The sequence below is a fragment of the Ruegeria sp. CK2 genome, assembly GCF_056536585.1.
On the sequence record NZ_JBQFPW010000012.1, the window covers coordinates 40,406 to 55,166 of the forward strand.

13 protein-coding genes are annotated in these 14,761 nt (G+C 58.1%); 7 read left to right on the forward strand and 6 right to left on the reverse strand.

Translation table 11 applies throughout. From position 1 onward, the window contains the following. Positions 1–19: 19 nt before the first annotated feature. Complete coding sequence (gene mutM / locus ACR0BU_RS17170; RefSeq protein WP_480738204.1) at positions 20–871, reverse strand: bifunctional DNA-formamidopyrimidine glycosylase/DNA-(apurinic or apyrimidinic site) lyase; 852 nt, start codon at positions 869–871, stop codon at positions 20–22. Positions 872–957: 86 nt separating this feature from the next. Between mutM and ubiE the strand changes: the two genes are divergently transcribed. Together ubiE and ubiB are read left to right on the forward strand one after the other, a co-directional pair. Then, on the forward strand, positions 958–1,710 hold the full coding sequence (ubiE, locus tag ACR0BU_RS17175) for a bifunctional demethylmenaquinone methyltransferase/2-methoxy-6-polyprenyl-1,4-benzoquinol methylase UbiE (protein WP_298936402.1): 753 nt from the start codon (positions 958–960) through the stop codon (positions 1,708–1,710). Between the two features lie 3 nt (positions 1,711–1,713). Continuing rightward, entirely contained in the window at positions 1,714–3,243 is a 1,530-nt protein-coding gene (gene ubiB, locus ACR0BU_RS17180; protein WP_298936403.1) for a 2-polyprenylphenol 6-hydroxylase, read from the forward strand. A 97-nt stretch (positions 3,244–3,340) separates the two neighbouring features. On the opposite strand, the gene ACR0BU_RS17185 is transcribed toward ubiB, so the two are convergent. Beyond that, a complete protein-coding gene (locus ACR0BU_RS17185) occupies positions 3,341–4,516 on the reverse strand; it encodes an acetyl-CoA C-acyltransferase family protein (RefSeq protein WP_480738205.1) in 1,176 nt (391 codons plus the stop codon). Between the two features lie 117 nt (positions 4,517–4,633). On the opposite strand from ACR0BU_RS17185, the gene ACR0BU_RS17190 reads away from it, so the two are divergent. From ACR0BU_RS17190 to ACR0BU_RS17210, 5 genes are all read left to right on the forward strand, one after another. Next, entirely contained in the window at positions 4,634–5,197 is a 564-nt protein-coding gene (locus ACR0BU_RS17190; protein ID WP_298936405.1) for a helix-turn-helix domain-containing protein, read from the forward strand. Positions 5,198–5,306: 109 nt separating this feature from the next. Further along, positions 5,307–6,491 (forward strand): glycine C-acetyltransferase, encoded by a 1,185-nt coding sequence (locus tag ACR0BU_RS17195; protein WP_299082220.1) that lies wholly within the window; start codon positions 5,307–5,309, stop codon positions 6,489–6,491. A 14-nt stretch (positions 6,492–6,505) separates the two neighbouring features. Next, positions 6,506–7,534, forward strand: coding sequence for an L-threonine 3-dehydrogenase (gene tdh, locus ACR0BU_RS17200; protein WP_480738275.1), 1,029 nt, complete (start codon positions 6,506–6,508; stop codon positions 7,532–7,534). 63 nt (positions 7,535–7,597) lie between these two features. Next, positions 7,598–8,485 (forward strand): tryptophan 2,3-dioxygenase, encoded by an 888-nt coding sequence (locus tag ACR0BU_RS17205; RefSeq protein ID WP_480738206.1) that lies wholly within the window; start codon positions 7,598–7,600, stop codon positions 8,483–8,485. A 3-nt stretch (positions 8,486–8,488) separates the two neighbouring features. Next, positions 8,489–9,316: an alpha/beta hydrolase gene (locus ACR0BU_RS17210; RefSeq protein ID WP_480738207.1), complete on the forward strand. Its 828-nt coding sequence runs from the start codon at positions 8,489–8,491 to the stop codon at positions 9,314–9,316. Between the two features lie 60 nt (positions 9,317–9,376). Here ACR0BU_RS17210 and infB read toward each other — a convergent pair whose 3' ends face one another. Genes infB through rimP form a run of 4 tightly spaced genes read right to left on the reverse strand, consistent with a single transcriptional unit; the run spans position 9,377 to position 14,724 of the window. After that, entirely contained in the window at positions 9,377–11,860 is a 2,484-nt protein-coding gene (infB, locus tag ACR0BU_RS17215) for a translation initiation factor IF-2 (protein ID WP_298936409.1), read from the reverse strand. Positions 11,861–11,868: 8 nt separating this feature from the next. After that, positions 11,869–12,492, reverse strand: coding sequence for an RNA-binding protein (locus tag ACR0BU_RS17220; protein WP_480738208.1), 624 nt, complete (start codon positions 12,490–12,492; stop codon positions 11,869–11,871). Between the two features lie 22 nt (positions 12,493–12,514). Beyond that, positions 12,515–14,134: a transcription termination factor NusA gene (gene nusA, locus ACR0BU_RS17225; protein WP_298936411.1), complete on the reverse strand. Its 1,620-nt coding sequence runs from the start codon at positions 14,132–14,134 to the stop codon at positions 12,515–12,517. After that, a complete protein-coding gene (rimP, locus tag ACR0BU_RS17230; protein WP_298936412.1) occupies positions 14,134–14,724 on the reverse strand; it encodes a ribosome maturation factor RimP in 591 nt (196 codons plus the stop codon). Before rimP ends, nusA begins: the two co-directional genes overlap by 1 nt. Between the last annotated feature and the right edge of the window lie 37 nt (positions 14,725–14,761).

Genomic DNA, 14,761 nt, shown 5'->3' on the forward strand with positions numbered 1-14,761 from the left:
GCAAAAACGCTGGATCAAGCTATCTTTGGCATTGCGCACAATAGAAGGATGAGCGACCCGACTGGGTGATTCTCTTGATTGAGCGTCCACAGCCATCGGTTCGGCAGGCCTCACCCTCCCGTCCATAGACATCAAAGCTGTGCTGAAAATATCCAAGTTCTCCATCGGCTTGTCTGAAATCTCGCAGGGACGATCCGCCCGCCTCGATCGCGTCCCGCAACACTTGCCGGATGATCGGAACCAAGGCCGCGACGCGTTGCGAAGAAATTTGACCAGCTTTACGACGTGGCGACACACCAGCACGAAAAAGCGCTTCGCAAACATAGATGTTGCCCAGACCCGCAACGATTCCCTGATCCAGAAGCGCGGATTTGACTGGCGTGTTCTTATGGCGAAACGCATCAATCAAATGCTGTTCGTGGAAATCATTGCCCAGCGGCTCGGGCCCAAGCACAGATAGCAGTTTGTGACTTTCCGCAGTCGCGGTCTGTAACAAGTCCATCGCTCCGAACCGGCGCGGGTCATTAAAAGTGATGCGCGCGCCATTCTCCATGTGAAACACCACGTGGTCATGTTTTTCGGGCATCGGATGCGTGTGCGCAAACTGCCCAAGCGGATCGCCCGAGACTGTCATGCGTCCAGACATCCCAAGATGAACCAGCAAGGTTTCCCCGCTGCTGATATCCGCCAGAATGTATTTTGACCTGCGCCGCAGACGATCGACTCGCTGCCCTGTCAGCCGTTCGGCCATCCGCTCGGGAAACGGCCAGCGCAAATCGGGGCGATTCACATCCGCCTTGTCAATCACCACACCCTCCATTGCAGGGGTCAGGCCGCGTCTTACTGTCTCGACCTCGGGCAATTCGGGCATCTGAGAGCTCCTAATTCAATGGGCCGCATTGTGCCCGGTTCTTATGGCCCTATAACAGAGGCGAAATTCGACAAACGGCAAGGCTTATGTCCGACAACAGCGACAAGACCACTCATTTCGGGTTCGAAACCGTGCGCGAGGCTGAAAAGGCCGGCCGCGTGCAGGGCGTGTTCAACTCGGTCGCCTCGAAGTACGATGTGATGAACGACGTTATGTCGATGGGCATCCACCGCATCTGGAAGGATGCGATGATGGATTGGCTTGCGCCCCGCCCCGGCCAGCGACTGTTAGATGTGGCGGGCGGCACCGGAGATATTTCGTTCCGGTTCCTCAAGCGTGCGGGGCACGGTCACGCCACCGTTCTTGACCTTACTGAGCCGATGTTGATCGAAGGCCGCCAGCGCGCCGAAGCCGACCAGATGTCCGACAGTCTGAACTGGGTGGTGGGCGACGCGATGTCCCTCCCCTTCGAAGACAACACCTTTGACGTCTACACAATCTCGTTTGGTATTCGCAACGTGACCCGTCCTCAGGAAGCGCTGAACGAAGCCTATCGTGTGCTGAAGCCCGGCGGCCGTCTGATGGTGCTGGAGTTCAGCCAATTGCCGAATGACGGTCTGCAGAAGCTCTATGACCTCTATAGCTTCAATGTCATCCCGCGCATGGGCAAGTTAATCGCCAACGATTACGACAGCTATCAGTATCTTGTGGAATCGATCCGCAACTTCCCGGATCAGGACACGTTTCTGGGCATGGTCCGCTCCGCCGGGTTCGAAAACGCCAAGTACCGCAACCTCAGCATGGGCATCGCCGCGCTGCATTCCGGCTGGAAGATCTGACGCATGCGCGGACCACACAACATCATTCGCCTGATCCGCACAGGCGCCACGCTAGAGCGCACGGGCGCAATGAATGTCGTTCTTGACGCGTTCGAGGCACCGCGCTCATTGCGATTCGTGGCCCATGCGCTGGGCAAACCCTTCCAATGGCTTGGCTACAAAGGCGACCTCGCGATGCCGCCCGCCACGCGCGCCCTGACGGCGCTGGGTCCTGCCTACATCAAGTTCGGTCAGGTGCTCTCAACGCGCCCGGATGTGGTTGGAAACGAGCTGGCCGAACAATTGCGTGTGCTGCAGGATAAGCTGCCCCCTTTCTCCAAAGCCGAGGCGATGGCCGAAGTGGAAAGAGAACTTGGCCAACCCGTGGCCGAGATTTTCAGCGAGTTCAGTGAACCCATCGCCGCCGCATCAATTGCACAGGTTCACAAGGCAAAGCTCGTCAGCACCCGTGAAGACGTCGCCGTCAAGGTCCTGCGCCCCGGTATCGAGCGGGCGTTCCGCAAAGACGTCGACGCGTTCTATTTCGCCGCCCGGATCGTGCAGCTGTTTGCGCCCAGCGCCCGACGCCTGCGACCCATGGAGGTGATCGAGCATTTCGATGGTGTAGTCCGGGGCGAACTTGACCTGCGCCTGGAAAGCTCTGCCGCGTCAGAATACGCCGCCAACACAAAAAACGATTCCGGATTCTGGCTGCCACCGGTTGTCTGGTCCCTATCCGCCCGTCGCGTTATGACGCTCAGTTGGGCGGATGGTGTGCCGCTGGGTGAAAACGATGCGCTGGACGCCGCAGGTCACAATCGTAACGATCTGGCAGAGCGGGTCTTGCGCCTGTTTCTTCTGCACGCGCTACGCGACGGATTTTTCCATGCTGATATGCATCAGGGCAACCTGAAAGTCGCCGCCAACGGGGACATCATTGCCTATGACTACGGCATCATGGGCCATATCGACGAATACACTCGCCGCGTCTATGCCGAAATTCTCTTCGGCTTCATCCGCCGCGATTACAAACGCGTGGCCGAAGTGCATTTCGAAGCGGGCTACGTGCCTGCCAATCAAGATGTGGACGAATTTGCCCGCGCCCTGCGCGCGGTGGGCGAACCGATCTTTGGCATGGATGCAACGCACATCTCGATGGGCCGCCTGCTGAGCTATCTGTTCGAAGTGACCGAACGGTTCGGCATGGAAACCCGAACCGAGCTGATCCTGCTACAGCGCACAATGGTTGTGGTCGAGGGTGTGGCCCGTTCTCTGGACCCACATATGAACATCTGGGAGGTGGCGCGCCCAGTGGTCGAAGATTACATCAAGCAATCCATCGGACCACGTGCAGCCCTCAGGGATCTTGGCAAAACCGCGATGGTTCTGGCTCGTTTTGGCCCACGGTTGCCTGCCTTGGTGGAAAGCGCCCTGATCGCCCAGACCCAAAAAGACGAACCGCAAAATTCGCGCCTTCGGTCAAAATTCCTGCCAGCAATTCTTGGTGCCGTAACCGGTGCCGCGGTTGTTTTGGTAATCCTGGCACTCGGTTAACTCCGACCCAACGACTTCATCTGGCCAAAAATATCCTCGGGGGGAATCGCGCCTCGGCGCGATGGGGGGCAGACAGCCCCCCACGCCCGATCACCCATCAGAGCCGTTCAATGGCAATGGCGATCCCCTGACCACCACCAATGCACATTGTGATCAACCCTTTGGATCCACCGGTGCGCTCCAGCTCATATAGGGTCTTCAGCGTAATGATCGCTCCGGTGGCCCCGACAGGGTGCCCCAGTGCGATAGCCCCTCCATTGGGGTTAACCTTGGCAGCGTCCAGCCCCAGTTCCTGATTGACGGCCAGAGCCTGCGCCGCAAAGGCCTCGTTGCTTTCGACGACGTCGAAATCGCCCGCGGACAAACCGGTCTTCTTCAGCAGGTTCTGCACCGCCGGGACCGGGCCAATCCCCATCACCTCGGGGCGGACACCCGCATGGGCATACCCCAGAATGCGTGCCTTGGGTTTCAAACCCGCCTTCTCGGCCGCGTCTGCGGTCGCCAGGACCATCGCCGCGGCACCGTCATTGATGCCGGATGCATTTCCGGCTGTAACCCGACCGTCTTTTTTAAACACTGCCCGTAACCCTGCCAGCGCCTCTGCGGTCGTAGCCTTTGGGTGTTCGTCGACATTGAAATCAACCATGTCCCGCTTGACCTTGACCTGCACAGGCGTGATCTGGTTTTCGAAGTACCCCGCCTCAATCGCGGCGGCGGCACGGGCCTGGCTCGTCAATGCGAACTCATCCATCTGCTCACGGCTGATCTGATGCTCATCCGCGACGTTCTCTGCCGTAACGCCCATGTGACCGGTGCCAAATGGACAGTTTAGTGCGCCCAGCATCATATCCATCGAGGTTACATCGCCCATCTTCGCACCCCACCGGGCCTGAGGCACAATGTAGGGGCTGCGCGACATGCTCTCGGCACCACCAGCCACTGCAAATTCGGCATCACCCAGCATCAGAGATTGGACGGCTGAGACAATTGCCTGCGCACCCGATCCACACAGACGGTTGACGTTCATCGCCGGCGTTCCATTGGGAATACCCGCCTGCATCGCCGCCACCCGCGAAAGATACATGTCGCGGGGTTCGGTATTGATCACATGACCAAAGACCACATGTCCGATCTGTGCGCCTTCTACCCCCGAACGCCCAAGCGCTGCTTCGGTTGCGACGGTTGCCAGATCAATGGGCGCGGTTGATGCCAAGGCGCCGCCGAATGTTCCGATTGCGGTGCGGGCACCGTCCAGCAATACGATATCGGTCATATCTTTCTCCTCCAGGGTTTGGCGGCAGTATGCACTCGCAGCATAGGCCTGTCCCATAGGACGTCCCGTCACGGCCAAGATTGACATTGCATCAGCCTGCGCGCATGAATTTCCGTCATGACGGAAGACACAGACGATATCCTGACACGCCTGCCCGCCCGCCTGAAAGAGGCGCGTCGTGCCAAAGGGCTTTCGCTCGAAGCCGTGGCGAACCTAAGCGGTGTGTCTCGGTCCATGGTCAGCCAGATCGAACGAGGTGAAAGCAGCCCGACAATCTCGACCCTGTGGAACCTGACCCGCGCATTGCAGGTGGATTTTGCAGGACTTCTGGAAGAGGGCAGCATCGCAGACCAGATTGAGGTTCTCAGGAGGACTGAAGTGCCCAGCATCGACAATATGGGCCAGAACTGCCGCATCCGCATCTTATCGCCGCCCGAAGAGGCTGGCGGTCACGAGGTTTACGACATCCAGTTTGACCAAGATGGGGGGCTGAACAGCCAGCCACATGCGCGGGGTGCGCAGGAGCAATTGACCGTTCTGGAAGGCGCTGTTCGCGTGACATCAGGCTCCGCCGTGTCCGAATTACAGCAGGGCGATACTGCGCGGTACGCAGCAGACGTTGTGCACGCCATTTCCGCGAAGGGACCGGCCCGCGTCTTTCTGATCGTCAAAAACGCCTGACCTCGGCGGCATTCCGCCTTCACGGAAATTTTTCCGTAATCTTGTACTTCTCCTATTTGGGAAATTTGTCCGCTATGTTAGATGTGCGACTCAAAGCAAGGAGATCGCCATGGCAGATGCATTCCTGTCCCACATCACGGACACCCTGACGCAGATCGAATCTGAGGGGCTGTATAAGCGCGAGCGAATGATCACCTCGCCCCAGGGTGGTGAGATTACTGTGGGCGGCAAGCAGGTGATCAACCTGTGCGCCAACAACTATCTGGGCCTTGCGGATCATCCTGCCCTGATTGACGCCGCCAAAGACGCGATGGAGCCGAAGGGGTTCGGCATGGCCTCGGTTCGGTTCATCTGTGGCACGCAAGACATCCACCGAGAGCTGGAGCAGCGCCTGGCGAAGTTTCTGAATAAGGACGATTCGATCCTATTTGCCGCCTGTTTCGACGCCAATGGCGGGTTGTTCGAGCCTCTACTAGGGCCAGAAGACGCCATCATTTCGGACAGCCTGAACCACGCCTCGATCATCGACGGAGTGCGCCTGTGCAAGGCCAAACGCTATCGCTATCTGAACAACGACATGAACGACCTCGAAGCCTGGCTAAAACAGGCACGCGAGGACGGTTCGCGCCATATCATGATCGCGACCGATGGTGTGTTTTCAATGGATGGCTACCTGGCCAACCTGCCGAAAATTCGCGAACTGGCTGACAAATACGACGCGATTGTCATGGTGGACGACTGCCACGCCACCGGCTTTATGGGGCCGCAGGGTGCAGGCACACCAGATCACTTCGGTGTTGATGTAGACATCCTGACGGGAACACTGGGCAAGGCACTTGGGGGGGCAATCGGCGGTTACATCGCCGGGCCGCAGCCAGTGATCGACCTGCTGCGGCAGCGGGCGCGGCCCTATCTGTTTTCCAATTCGCTGCCGCCATCAATTGTCGCCGCCGGACTGGAAGCCATCCGTTTGGTCGAAGAGGGCGACATGCTGCGCGCCCAGTTGTTCGGCAACGCCAAATACTGGCGCGCGGGGCTGGAAAAGCTGGGCTTTGACCTACTGCCCGGCGAACACCCAATCATCCCGGTGATGCTGGGCGAGGCGCAACTGGCACAGGACATGGCATCAAGGCTGTTTGACGAAGGCGTCTATGTCTCGGGTTTTTTCTTCCCCGTGGTCCCTCGCGGGCAGGCGCGGATCAGAACGCAGATGAATGCAGCCCTTACCAAAGACGAACTGGACAGGGCACTGGCCGCATTTGGTAAGGTCGGTAAAGAGTTGGGGGTAATCTGATGCGACCCAACACGATGAAAGCGCTGGAAAAATCCAATCCCAAAGAAGGCCTGTGGATGGTTCAGGCCCCAGTTCCTGAAATTGGGCCGGATGAGGTTCTGATCCGGATCAGCAAAACGGGGATATGCGGCACCGACATTCACATCTGGAACTGGGATGATTGGGCCGCCGCCACAGTGCCGGTTCCTATGATCACCGGCCATGAATTCGCTGGTGAAATCGTCGAGCTTGGGCGCAATGTGACGGGCCTGGAGATCGGCCAAAGATGCTCGGGCGAGGGGCATCTGATCGGAACCGACAGTCGCCAAAGCCGGGCGGGAAAATTCCATCTCGATCCCGGTACACAGGGGATCGGAGTGAACGAACAGGGCGCGTTTGCCGAATATCTGAAACTACCCGCCTTCAACGTCGTCCCATTGCCAGACGACATCCCGGATGAAATTGGCGCGATCCTGGACCCTTTGGGCAATGCGGTGCACACGGCGCTAAGTTTTGATTTGCTGGGTGAAGACGTGATGATCACCGGGGCCGGCCCCATCGGCATCATGGCCGCAGCGGTTGCCCGCCATGCCGGCGCACGCAATGTGGTGATCACCGACATCAACGCAGATCGTCTGAAACTCGCACAACACGTCGCCCCCACGGTTCGCACCGTGGACGTCACCGCTGAAGACCTGCAAGACGTCATCACCGAGTTGGATTTGAAAGAGGGCTTTGACGTTGGCCTGGAAATGTCAGGCTCGCAAGCAGCATTGGATCAGATGATCGAAGCGTTGGTCATGGGCGGTAAAATTGCTCTGCTGGGCATCCCCCCGGGCAAATCGCCTGTGGATTGGAGCCGTATCGTCTTCAAAGCGATCACCATCAAGGGCGTCTACGGGCGCGAGATGTTCGAGACCTGGTACAAGATGATCGCCATGTTGCAAAACGGTCTGGATGTCAGCCGCGTCATTACCCATCGCTATTCCGTCGACGAATTCGCCCAAGGATTCGCAGCGATGAAATCTGGCCTCTCTGGCAAAGTGGTTCTGGACTGGACGTAACCCGCTGGAAAGTTACAAACTCAACCCCTAAACAGGTGCAAAACAACACTGCGGAGGGGTGAAATGGGCGACGAGAATACCGAAGATCGCTTTGTGGAACGTGGCATCGAGGAATCGCTGGTCACCGATTTTGCCGAGACTCATCGCAAGAGTTATGGAGACTTCCTTCAACTCAAGACCCTGCTAAACCTGCAAAAAACCTTTCAGGACCCTGCCCAACCGGATGAGATGCTGTTCATCATCATTCATCAGGTCAGCGAGCTGTGGTTAAAGCTGATGCATCACCAGCTTGTCGAGGTCCGCCGCTTTCTGCAGCACGATGAGTTTGGTCCGGCGATGAAAAATCTGGACCGGATCAAAGCGATCCAGCGCCAACTGATCACCGCATGGGAAACCCTGCTGACCATGACGCCTGCTGACTACATGACGTTCCGCGCGGCATTGGGCAGTTCATCGGGATTTCAAAGCTACGGCTATCGGCAGATTGAATTCATTCTGGGCAACAAAGATGCCTCGACCCTGAAAGTACATCAGCATGATCCTGAAGTTATGGAGATGCTGAACGCCGCCCTAACCAAGCCATCGCTGTATGACGAGATATTGCACATGTTGGCACGTCAGGGTTTTGACGTCCCTAACGACTTGATCGAACGGGACTACGCCGTACCCTATTCCGGGGACCCGCGCGTCGTGCAAATTTGGGTTCAGGTGTTTCAAGACACGCAAAAATACTGGGATCTTTATGCCTTGGCCGAAAAGCTGATGGATGTAGAAAGCCTGTTTCAACGCTGGCGTTTTGATCACGCAACTGCGGTCGAAAGGGTCATCGGCATGCAGCCTGGCACTGGCGGATCCAGCGGTGTCGCCTTCTTGCGCAAGGCGCTGGACCTGCGATTCTTCCACGACCTGTATGATATGCGGTCCGAACTGATGTATAGCGGGCAGGACTAAGACATGCTGTATCGTGGGTTCTCGAATGAGGAATTGGAGCGGGAATACTCTCCAAGTTCAATGATCGGTGGCGACCTGTCTCCCTATCTGGCCAGCTATGACGCGTTGAGCGCGCAGGCGCGGGCGAGTCTGCAGGTGAAAGAAAACCTGCCTTATGGCCAAAGCCCAACGCAAGTTCTGGACTTCTTCCCGGCGAAAGGGGCAGGCGCACCGCTGCATGTCTTTTTTCACGGCGGCTATTGGCAGGCACTTAGCCAGCGCGAGTCGTCCATGATGGCCCCGGCGCTGATCGACGCCGAACAGTCCTTCGCCTCGCTGAACTACACGCTCGCCCCAGATGCTAAGTTGGACCAAATGATCTCCGAATGCCGCGATGCTCTGCTGTGGCTGGCCTCGAATGCTTTTTCGTTGGGTTTCGACCCATCGCGGGTGACGCTATCGGGGCACAGTGCCGGTGCGCATCTGGTCGCCATGGTCATGGCAACGTCTGCCGATGCGCTGGCGCGGGCTGGATTGCGCGTGCGCGACGTGGTTCTGGTCAGTGGCATTTATGATCTGGAGCCAATCAGCCTGACGTCTGTGAACGATCCGCTACAGCTGACCCCGCTTGAGATACATGACCTGTCGCCCATCCTGCACTTGCCCGCCCCCGGCCCGCGCTACCATGTGACTGTGGCCGAGAGGGACACGCGCGAGTTTATCCGTCAAAGCCGGGAGTACGCAGAACTGCTGCGCAAAGGTGGGCATTCGGTCGGCTTCGATCTGAAGAAAGGGATGCAGCATTTCGACATCATCATGCATCCCGGTACTTTCCTACCCGCCGGGCAGTAGCCACAAAGAAAAACAGCGGCCCTATCGGGCCGCTTTTTTTTGTCTCGATGACGCTCAGGATCACTCCAAAGTACGGGTGACTTCTTCGCGTTCGAAAATCTCGATCACATCACCTGCGCGGATATCGTCGTAGTTTTCAAACGCCATACCGCATTCCTGACCCGACTGAACCTCGGCCACTTCGTCCTTGAAGCGCTTCAGCGTCTTCAGCGTGCCTTCGTGGATCACCACGTTGTCGCGCAGCAGGCGGACACCGGCAGAACGACGTGCGACACCTTCAGTGACCAGACAGCCGGCGACCTTGCCGACACCGGTGACCTTGAAGACTTCGCGGATCTCGGCGTAACCGATGAACTTTTCGCGGATCTCGGCGCTCAGCAGACCGGATGCGGCCGCTTTCACGTCGTCGACCAGATCGTAGATCACCGAATAGTACCGGATCTCCACACCCTTCTGGTTCGCAGTGTTCCGCGCTGAGGCATTGGCACGCACGTTGAAGCCCAGGATCGGTGCACCAGAGGCTTCGGCCAGGCCAACATCCGTCTCGGTGATGGCACCCACGCCCGAATGCAGCACGCGCACGCGCACCTCATCATTGCCGATCTTCTCCATCGCCTGAACAATGGCTTCGGCAGACCCTTGAACGTCCGCCTTCATCAGGATCGGCAGTTCGGCCATGTTTTCGTCTTCCTTGGCCTTCTGCATCAACTGCTCAAGGGTTGTCGCGGCGCCAGCGGCAGCGCGTTTGTCCTTGGCGGCTTTCTCACGATACTCAGCGATTTCGCGGGCCTGAGCCTCGGTCTCGGTCACGTTCAGAACGTCCCCAGCTTCGGGTGTACCGTTCAAGCCCAGAACCTCGACAGGCACAGAAGGTCCAGCCTCTTGCACGCGCTCGCCCTTGTCGTTGATCAGGGCACGAACTTTACCGTACTGCTCACCCACAACAAAGATATCGCCCTGACGCAGGGTACCGTTCTGAACCAGAACGGTGGCCACAGGACCACGTCCTACATCCAGCTGTGCTTCGATCACTGCACCCTGGGCCGCGCGATTCGGGTTGGCCTTGAGTTCCAGAATTTCGGATTGCAGCGCAATGGCTTCCAGCAGTTCACCAAGACCCTGACCGGTGATGGCCGAGACCTCAACATCCTGCACTTCACCCGACATCTTCTCGACGATCACTTCGTGCTGCAGCAAGTCTGTGCGCACCTTGTCCGGGTTGGCATCTGGCTTATCGATCTTGTTGATCGCCACGATCATTGGAACTTCGGCAGCCTTCGCGTGGTTGATCGCCTCAATCGTCTGCGGCATGACCGCATCGTCAGCAGCAACAACCAACACAACGATATCCGTCACCTGTGCGCCGCGTGAGCGCATCGAGGTAAAGGCCGCGTGGCCAGGCGTATCCAGGAAAGACAGCGTGGTGCCGCCCTCGGTTTTCACCTGATAAGCACCGATATGCTGTGTGATGCCGCCTGCTTCGCCAGCGACGACACGCGCATCACGGATTGCATCCAGAAGCGATGTCTTGCCGTGGTCGACGTGACCCATGATCGTAATGACCGGCGGTCGTGACTGCAGGTCTTTGTCGTCATCTTCGACTTCTTTGATAACGTCTTCCACATCCGAATCAGAGACGCGGGTCACCTTGTGACCAAATTCTTCGATGATCAGCTCGGCTGTATCGGCGTCGATGGTTTGGTTTTGCGTCACCATCATGCCCATGTTCATCAGCGATTTGACAACATCTGCCACACGCTCGGCCATACGGTTGGCCAGCTCTGAAACCGTGATGGCCTCGGGCAGCTGTACGTCGCGGATCACCTTTTCCCGCTCGACAGTTCCGCCCATCGCCTTTTGACGTGCACGTTCCTGCTTGCGCTTCATCGCCGCCATAGAGCGCTGGCGTCCACCTTCGCCACCGGTAGCCTGGCCCAGAGTCAGTTTGCCGGAGCGACGGTTGTCATCACGACCTTTGCCTCGGTTGCCGCGTTGCTCACGCTCGCGATCGTTTTTCCTCGGCGTTGCAGCTGGTGCAGGTTTGTTGGCGGGACTACGCGGAGCCGCCGCCTTGGGTTCCACCGGTTCTGCCGGAGCAGCGGCGCGTTGTGCCGCTATTTCGGCCTCTTTGCGCTTGCGATCTTCCTCTTCGGCCTTAGCGCGCGCGCGTTCTTCGGCTTCGCGCTGTTCGCGTTCCTTGGCCTCTTGTTCGGCACGGCGACGGGCACGCTCTTCTTCGCGCGCCTTTTCCTGTGCTTCACGCTGTGCGGCCTCTTCGGACTCGCGCGCTTTGGCCGCCTGCAATGCCTTCATACGGCGGGCCATCTCGGCATCAGAAATGCCTGCAGGACGACGCGAAGGATCACCCGACGGTGCAGCACCGCCACCGGACTTGGTTGCGCCCGGCTTGGGGACCACCACGCGTTTGCGTTTGGTTTCCACCACGACATTCTTGGTGCGTCCGTGGCTGAAACTCTGTTTCACATTTCCGGGGCGTGCCCCGCCACGTAGACCCAATGTCTTTTTGCCGTCACTATCGCTCATAAAGCTTCTTACCCTTCCGCGCGGCCCTTGCCGCCGTCATCCTTTTCGCGCAAGCCACGCAGGCGCTGCGCTTCCTCTACAACACGTTTGGCGAGTCCGCCAGAGGCCAGCGCCGCATGAATCACGGTTTGGCGCCCAAATGCCTGTCCTAACTCGTCCGCAGTCAGCCAACCGATGTATTTACCAAAGTGCGGTGTGCTCAGTTTGGACTTGCCGCGCCCAGATCCGTCAGCGGCCTGTAGCAGGACCTGGGCCTCTTCCCGGTCCAGCCACGTCTTGACCTTTTCATAGCCCGCGACAGCGTCGCCTGACTTGCGCGCCAGGCTGAGCAACTCAACCACACGGCGCGCGACCTGCTTTTCTACCTCGTCCGCCAGATCCTTTGAAGCAGTCACCTGCGCCTTGAACCCGCGTGCGAACAGTTTCTTGCCGATGGCCTTATGCAGCGCAGCACGGTCCGATGCCACATAAACCCCGCGCCCCGGCAGTTTTGCCGCAACATCGGGAAAGACCTGACCATCCGGCCCCGTCACAAAGCGGATCAGCCCATACTTAGGCTGAACCTCGCCCGTGGCGATGCACTTGCGCTCAGGCCCTTCGGACCGATCTTTATGGACGCCACCGCGACCCATTTACGCCACCCGAGACCTGAGATCAGGCCTCCGCCTCCTCTTCAGCTGTTTCGCCTTCGATCTCTTCTTCGGCCTGCTCCAGCTCGGCCGGGTCAACCCAACCCAGCATGATGCGTGCCGTCATAACCAGATCCTGAGCTTCTTCCAAAGTCACACCGAAAGGTTCCAGAACCCCATCATCTTTGATGCGTTCACCATCGACTGTGGTCCAGCCACCGGCCAGCTCCCAATCGGCGCAGGTTGCGAAGTCTTCCAGAGTCTTCACGTCATCCTTGGCCAGTGCCTCAACCATCTGGGGTGTCAGGCCTTCAAATTCAATAAGGCTGTCCTCAACACCCAGGGCACGGGCCGCGTCAAGCGCAGCTTTGGCCTGTGCTTCAAGGTATTCGCGGGCACGTGCCTGCAGTTCATTTGCGGTGCCTTCATCAACACCATCGATGACCAGCAGTTCGTCCACTTCGACATAGGCAACCTCTTCGAGGTTGGTAAAGCCTTCGGACACCAGCAACTGGGCAAAGAACTCGTCCAGATCAAGGCTCTCCATGAACAGCTGGGTGCGGGCTTCGAACTCTTTCTGACGGCGGGCCGACTCTTCGGCTTCAGTCATGATGTCGATGTCCAGATTGGTCAGCTGGCTTGCCAAACGCACGTTCTGACCACGGCGACCAATGGCAAGGCTCAGCTGTTCTTCGGGAACAACAACTTCGATCTTGCCGGCTTCTTCATCCAGAACAACTTTGGAGACCTCAGCGGGCTGAAGCGCGTTCACCAGGAAGGTGGGCTGATCTTCGTTCCACGGAATGATGTCGATCTTTTCGCCCTGCAGTTCGTTCACAACGGCCTGCACACGGCTGCCGCGCATACCAACGCAGGCACCGACGGGGTCGATCGAGCCGTCATAAGAAATAACGGCGATCTTGGCGCGCGAACCGGGGTCACGCGCCACGGCCTTGACCTCGATGATGCCATCGTAGATTTCCGGCACTTCCATCTTGAACAACTCGGCCATGAACTCCGGCGCAGTGCGCGACAGGAAAATCTGGTGACCACGCACTTCGCGGCGGACTTCCTTGATATAGGCACGCACCCGGTCATTCGGGCGATAGCTTTCGCGACCGATCTTGTCATTGCGGCGCAGAACGGCCTCGGCCCCACCCAAATCAATGATGACGTTGCCGAATTCCTCGCGTTTAACCGCACCGTTGATGATGGTACCGGCGCGATCCTTGAAGTCTTCGTACTGGCGGTCACGTTCAGCTTCGCGAACTTTTTGCAGAATCACTTGCTTGGCTGACTGCGCCGCGATCCGACCCATTTCAACCGGTGGAACCTCTTCGACAAAAGTGTTGCCGACTTCGGGCGCTTCCATGTACTGCCGCGCCTGTTCGACGGTCATCTCGGCCTGATAATTCTCGAGTTCTTCATCTTCGACGACGGTGCGGACGCGGGTAAAGGTCGCTTTACCGGTCTTGCGATCGATGGACACGCGAATGTCCATCTCGGCACCATACCGGCTTTTGGCGGCACGGGCGAGCGACTCCTCCATCGCTTCGACAACCAGACCGGGGTCGATCATCTTTTCGCGTGCTACCGCCTCGGCGGTTTGCAACAGCTCCAGCTGGTTGGCTGAGGTAATTGCCATCAGTTCGTCTCCTCTTGGGACTCGTCGGTCTCTATCTCGTCGAAGGCGTTTTCGTTCAAAGCCCCCGCATCTTTGCGTTGGCGCAGCATTTCCTTGATCAAGTCATCCGTCAGGACCAGCTTGGCGTCACTCAGCCAGTCAAATTTCAGACCAATGGTGATCGTCTCATCCCCTTCGGGAATATTGATCAGAACCTCATCACCTTCGATCCCCGCAAGTTCACCTTTAAAGCGGCGGCGACCATCAATGAGGTCCGCGGTTTCGATCTTGGCCTCATACCCTTCGAACATCTCGAAATCCTTGAGACGGGTCAGAGGGCGGTCGATGCCGGGGCTTGAGACTTCCAGCGTATAGGCGTCAAGAATTGGGTCTTCGACATCCAGAGATGCACTGACCGCGCTCGAAATCTCGCCGCAATCATCCACTTCGATCCCGCCATCAGGCTTATCGGCCATGATCTGCAGGGTGGTCAGCTTACCGCTCATTAAACGGACGCGAACCAACTCATACCCCAGATCCTCGATCACCGGTGTGATGATCTCGGCCAGTCGCCTGTCAATGGCAGCTTTGGCTATCAGGTCGTTTGTCATCTGGTACTCTACCCTTGTTCGGGCACAAAAAAACGGG

What these genes read in the sequence shown, in the direction of transcription:
- tdh (WP_480738275.1), top strand. Translation starts at nt 6,506, where the DNA reads ATGAAAGCGCTGGAAAAATCCAATCCCAAAGAAGGCCTGTGGATGGTT.
- ACR0BU_RS17195 (WP_299082220.1), top strand. Translation starts at nt 5,307, where the DNA reads ATGGCAGATGCATTCCTGTCCCACATCACGGACACCCTGACGCAGATC.
- nusA (WP_298936411.1), bottom strand. Translation starts at nt 14,134, where the DNA reads ATGGCAATTACCTCAGCCAACCAGCTGGAGCTGTTGCAAACCGCCGAG.
- ACR0BU_RS17210 (WP_480738207.1), top strand. Translation starts at nt 8,489, where the DNA reads ATGCTGTATCGTGGGTTCTCGAATGAGGAATTGGAGCGGGAATACTCT.
- ACR0BU_RS17205 (WP_480738206.1), top strand. Translation starts at nt 7,598, where the DNA reads ATGGGCGACGAGAATACCGAAGATCGCTTTGTGGAACGTGGCATCGAG.
- ACR0BU_RS17190 (WP_298936405.1), top strand. Translation starts at nt 4,634, where the DNA reads ATGACGGAAGACACAGACGATATCCTGACACGCCTGCCCGCCCGCCTG.
- rimP (WP_298936412.1), bottom strand. Translation starts at nt 14,724, where the DNA reads ATGACAAACGACCTGATAGCCAAAGCTGCCATTGACAGGCGACTGGCC.
- ubiB (WP_298936403.1), top strand. Translation starts at nt 1,714, where the DNA reads ATGCGCGGACCACACAACATCATTCGCCTGATCCGCACAGGCGCCACG.
- ACR0BU_RS17185 (WP_480738205.1), bottom strand. Translation starts at nt 4,516, where the DNA reads ATGACCGATATCGTATTGCTGGACGGTGCCCGCACCGCAATCGGAACA.
- ACR0BU_RS17220 (WP_480738208.1), bottom strand. Translation starts at nt 12,492, where the DNA reads ATGGGTCGCGGTGGCGTCCATAAAGATCGGTCCGAAGGGCCTGAGCGC.
- ubiE (WP_298936402.1), top strand. Translation starts at nt 958, where the DNA reads ATGTCCGACAACAGCGACAAGACCACTCATTTCGGGTTCGAAACCGTG.
- infB (WP_298936409.1), bottom strand. Translation starts at nt 11,860, where the DNA reads ATGAGCGATAGTGACGGCAAAAAGACATTGGGTCTACGTGGCGGGGCA.
- mutM (WP_480738204.1), bottom strand. Translation starts at nt 871, where the DNA reads ATGCCCGAATTGCCCGAGGTCGAGACAGTAAGACGCGGCCTGACCCCT.